Source organism: Nocardia thailandica NBRC 100428 (assembly GCF_000308795.1).
Taxonomy (GTDB): Bacteria; Actinomycetota; Actinomycetes; order Mycobacteriales; family Mycobacteriaceae; genus Nocardia; species Nocardia thailandica.
Genome location: NZ_BAGK01000140.1, coordinates 1 through 3,579 on the forward strand (window position 1 = coordinate 1; position 3,579 = coordinate 3,579).

General features: G+C 77.1%; 4 protein-coding genes. 3 read left to right on the forward strand and 1 reads right to left on the reverse strand.

Annotation, left to right across the window (positions count from 1 at the left end):
* Positions 1–87: 87 nt before the first annotated feature.
* The 3 genes from ON36_RS37105 (at position 88) to ON36_RS15405 (ending at position 3,070) form a co-directional block, all read left to right on the forward strand.
* Complete coding sequence (locus ON36_RS37105) at positions 88–783, forward strand: hypothetical protein (protein WP_506330655.1); 696 nt, start codon at positions 88–90, stop codon at positions 781–783.
* A gap of 40 nt (positions 784–823) precedes the next feature.
* Positions 824–1,468, forward strand: a complete 645-nt coding sequence (locus ON36_RS15400; RefSeq protein ID WP_043653252.1) for a class F sortase — start codon at positions 824–826, stop codon at positions 1,466–1,468.
* Between the two features lie 102 nt (positions 1,469–1,570).
* On the forward strand, positions 1,571–3,070 hold the full coding sequence (locus ON36_RS15405; protein WP_043653255.1) for a carboxylesterase/lipase family protein: 1,500 nt from the start codon (positions 1,571–1,573) through the stop codon (positions 3,068–3,070).
* Positions 3,071–3,131: 61 nt separating this feature from the next.
* On the opposite strand, the gene ON36_RS15410 is transcribed toward ON36_RS15405, so the two are convergent.
* Positions 3,132–3,579, reverse strand: a 448-nt coding sequence (locus tag ON36_RS15410; RefSeq protein ID WP_169334703.1) for an NlpC/P60 family protein, incomplete at its 5' end; no start/stop codon positions are given.

A 3,579-nucleotide genomic window follows, 5' to 3' on the forward strand; every position in this document is an offset into this window, starting at 1 on the left:
GGCAGCGCGGCAACGGGGAGCGCGGCCCTCGGTAGCGCGGCAACCGGTAGCGCCGACGTCGGCAGCGCGGGTGCGGGGAGCGCCGGGATCGGTAGCGCGGCCACGGGGAGCGCGGCGCTCGGCAGCGCGGCAACCGGTAGCGCCAACGTCGGTAGCGCGGCCACGGGGAGCGCGGCGCTCGGCAGCGCGGCAACGGGGAGCGCGGCGCTCGGCAGCGCCGCGACCGGCAGCGCAGCAGTCGGCAGCGCCGCGACCGGCAGCGCAGCAGTCGGCAGCGCGGCAGTCGGCAGCGCCGCAGTCGGCAGCGCGGCAGTCGGCAGCGCCGCAGTCGGCAGCGCGGCAGTCGGCAGCGCGGCGGTCGGGAGTTCTGTGCTCGGCGGCGGGGGTACGGGCGGCGGCGCGGGTGTGCCGGGCGGCGGCGCCCCCGGACACGGTGGCTCGCGGGTGCCCGAGGGTCCCGCGGGGCCCGGTGGAGGTGCGGCACCGGGTCGGTCCGGCGGAGTCTCGCCCGGTGGGCCGCACACGGCGTCGCCCGGTGGGTACGGCGGGACGAGGATTCCCGGAGAACCGGCGGTCACCGGCGGGTCCGGGAGTGAGCGGGTGTCGGCCGCCGATGTCCGCGCCGACGGCGGGCGGTGGGTGCCTTCCGGGGCGCCCGAGACCGGCGCGGGCGGGCCGATGACCGACGGTCGGTGGACGCTGGCGGCGTTGGGCGCGCTGTCGCTGCTGACGGCGGGTCTGGCGGCGCGGACGGCGTGGCGGGTGCTCCGGAGGCCGGCGTGACAGGCGGCGGCAGGTCACGGCGCGAGCGTGGTGAGACCCGATGACCCGCCGGCACCGCCGCGGCGTGGGATACGCGGTCGCCGGTGTGGCGGTGGCGCTGGTGGCGGTCGCGGTGGCCTTGTTCGCCGCGGCAGGCACCGCCGTCCCGCGTCAGGCGGCGCCGCCACCCGGTCACGCCGACAGCGCGCTGGGCTCCGCGCCCGTCGCGGCCGTGCCGATGCCGCGGTCGGAGCCGGTGCGCGTGCAGGTGCCGGGTATCGGCCTCGACGCGGCGGTGGTCTCCGGCGGCACGGCGGCGGACGGGTCGATCGCCGAGCCCGTGGATTCCGCGCACGCGTCGTGGTTCGCCCCGGGGCCCAGCCCGGGCGAGGCGGGCAACGCGGTGGTCCTCGGTCACGTGGACTCGGCGCGGGGGCCCGCGGTGTTCTTCCGGCTGGGCGAGGTGCGCGCCGGTGACGAGCTGACGGTGACCCGCGCGGACGGGTCACGGGCACGCTTCGTCGTCGACCGCACCGAAACGATCGCCAAGACGGACTTCCCGCGTGATCGTGTCTTCGCCGGCGACGGGACCCCGCGGTTGCGGTTGATCACCTGCGGCGGCGCGTTCGATCCGGGTGCGCGCCGCTACCTCGCGAACGTGATCGTCTCGGCCACGTTCGTCGGGGCCGCCGCCCCGCGCACGTAGCCTGGACGGATCGCGGCCCGGGGCGGCGGCCCCGGGGCGCGGCGTCCGTCGACCCGGCGGCGGCCGGTACCCGGCCCCGCCCCGGCAGGGAGGGTGCGAACCGTGGGTGAGTTCGTCGAGGTCCGGCTCCGCGACGGGAGAGTGCGCGGGTGGTGGCGCGGCGCGTCCGCGGCCTTCCTCGGCATTCCCTACGCCGCGCCGCCGACCGGGGAGCACCGGTATCGGGCGCCCGCCCCGGTCCGGCCGTGGGCCGGGGTGCGGGACGCCACCGAGTTCGGGGCGACGCCGCAGCGGTTCTCGGCCGGGGTCCCGATCGTGCCGGAGCCGTCGTTTCCGGGCGAGGAGACGCTCAACGTCAACGTGTTCACCCCCGCGCCCGGCGATCCCGGCGCCCGGTTGCCGGTGTTCGTCTGGATCCACGGCGGCGGCTACACCGCGGGCTCGCCGTCGAGCCCGTGGTACGACGGGCGCGCCTTCGCCCGCGACGGCGTGGTGGCGGTCGCGATGTCGTATCGGCTGGCCTTCGACGGCTTCGGCGCGATCGACGGCGCGCCGCGCAACCGCGGTGTGCTCGACCAGATCGCGGCGCTGACCTGGGTGCGGGAGAACATCGCGGCCTTCGGCGGCGACCCGGGCCGGGTCACGGTGGGCGGGCAGTCGGCGGGCGCGGGCAGCGTGCTCACCCTGCTGTCGGCGCCCGGGGCGCGCGGTCTCTTCCGCGCCGCGGTCGCCCAGTCCCCCGCGCTGAGCCGGATGACCCCGGACCGCGCGCGGTCGCTGGCCCGGGAGCTGGCCGGCCTCGTCGGCCTGCCCGCGGACGACCCGGACGCCTGGTCGGCCGTCGACGAGGACGCGGTCCTCGCCCAGGTGAAGCCCCTCGGCGACCGGGTCGCCCTGCGCGCGCTGCCGACCGCGGCCGACGACTTCGCCGGGCGGCTGACCGACCCGTACGCCGATCTGCCCCTGGCGTTCGCGCCGGTGGTCGACGGCGAGACCGTGCTGACCTTCGAGGAGGGCGTGGCGGCCGGCTTCCACGACGGGATCCCACTGCTGATCGGCACCACCGCCAACGAATTCGTGCTGGCGCTCGACCACGACGTCCCGGCCGACGAGGTCGGCGCCTGCCTGGCGCAGCGCGGCGTGGGCGACGCGGCGGTGGAGGCGCTGGTCGCCGCGGCCGCCGCGCTCGGACCGCGGCATCTGGCCGGGCAGCTGGTCGCCGAGCTCACCTTCCGCGTCCCCGCGGTCCGGGTGGCCGCCGAACGCGCCGCCGCGGGCCTGGGCGCGCGGACCTGGCTCTACGACTTCCGCCACCGTTCCTCGGTGACCGGCGCGGCCTCGCACTGCCTGGAGCTGCCGTTCGTGTGGGACGTGCTCGACGCGCCCGGCGTCACCGAGGTGCTCGGCCCCCGGCCGCCCCGCGAACTCGCGGACCTGATGCATCCGCACTGGGTCGGCTTCCTGCGTGACGGGGTGTGCCCGTGGCGCGCGGCCACCGGACCTCGCGCGGGCGCGATGGTCTACTCCGCGCGCAGCGGATTCGATCCCGAGGCGTACCTGCCGGAGTGGGAGCTGGTCGCGGCCGGTCGCGGGAGCCGGTGAGCGGCCGCGTCTTCGGCGCGCGGCCCAGGTGCCGCACGGGCACGGGTGACCCGCGACCTGCTCAGTCGGTGACGATCCGCACGGCGTAGGGCATGATCCCGCCTTCGCGCACCGGCGAGATCTTCACGACGTCGCCGGACTGCGGCGCCTCGATCATGGTCCCGTCGCCCAGGTACAGGGCCACGTGCTGGCTGCCGCCCGGCCCCCAGAACAGCATGTCGCCGCGTTCGCGGTCCTCGACGGGCACGCGGGTGCCCGCGTTGTACTGGTAGCCACTGTAGTGCGGCAGCGACACCCCGATGCCCGCGAAGGCGTAGAGCATCAGCCCGGAGCAGTCGAAGCCGACCTTGTTGTAGTCGCCGTGTTCGTCGGCGGTCCCGCCGTCGCGGATGCCGAGGGTCGGGCCGTCCTCGTCGCCGCCGCCCCAGGCGTAGACGACGCCGAGCTGGGACATGGCCCGGTCGATCACGGTCTCGATCGCGGCGCTGCCGTGCACCGACGGGCTCGTC

Bases quoted from the DNA above. Each gene is read 5' to 3' on its own strand.
- ON36_RS15400 (WP_043653252.1), top strand. From the start codon at position 824: ATGACCCGCCGGCACCGCCGCGGCGTGGGATACGCGGTCGCCGGTGTG.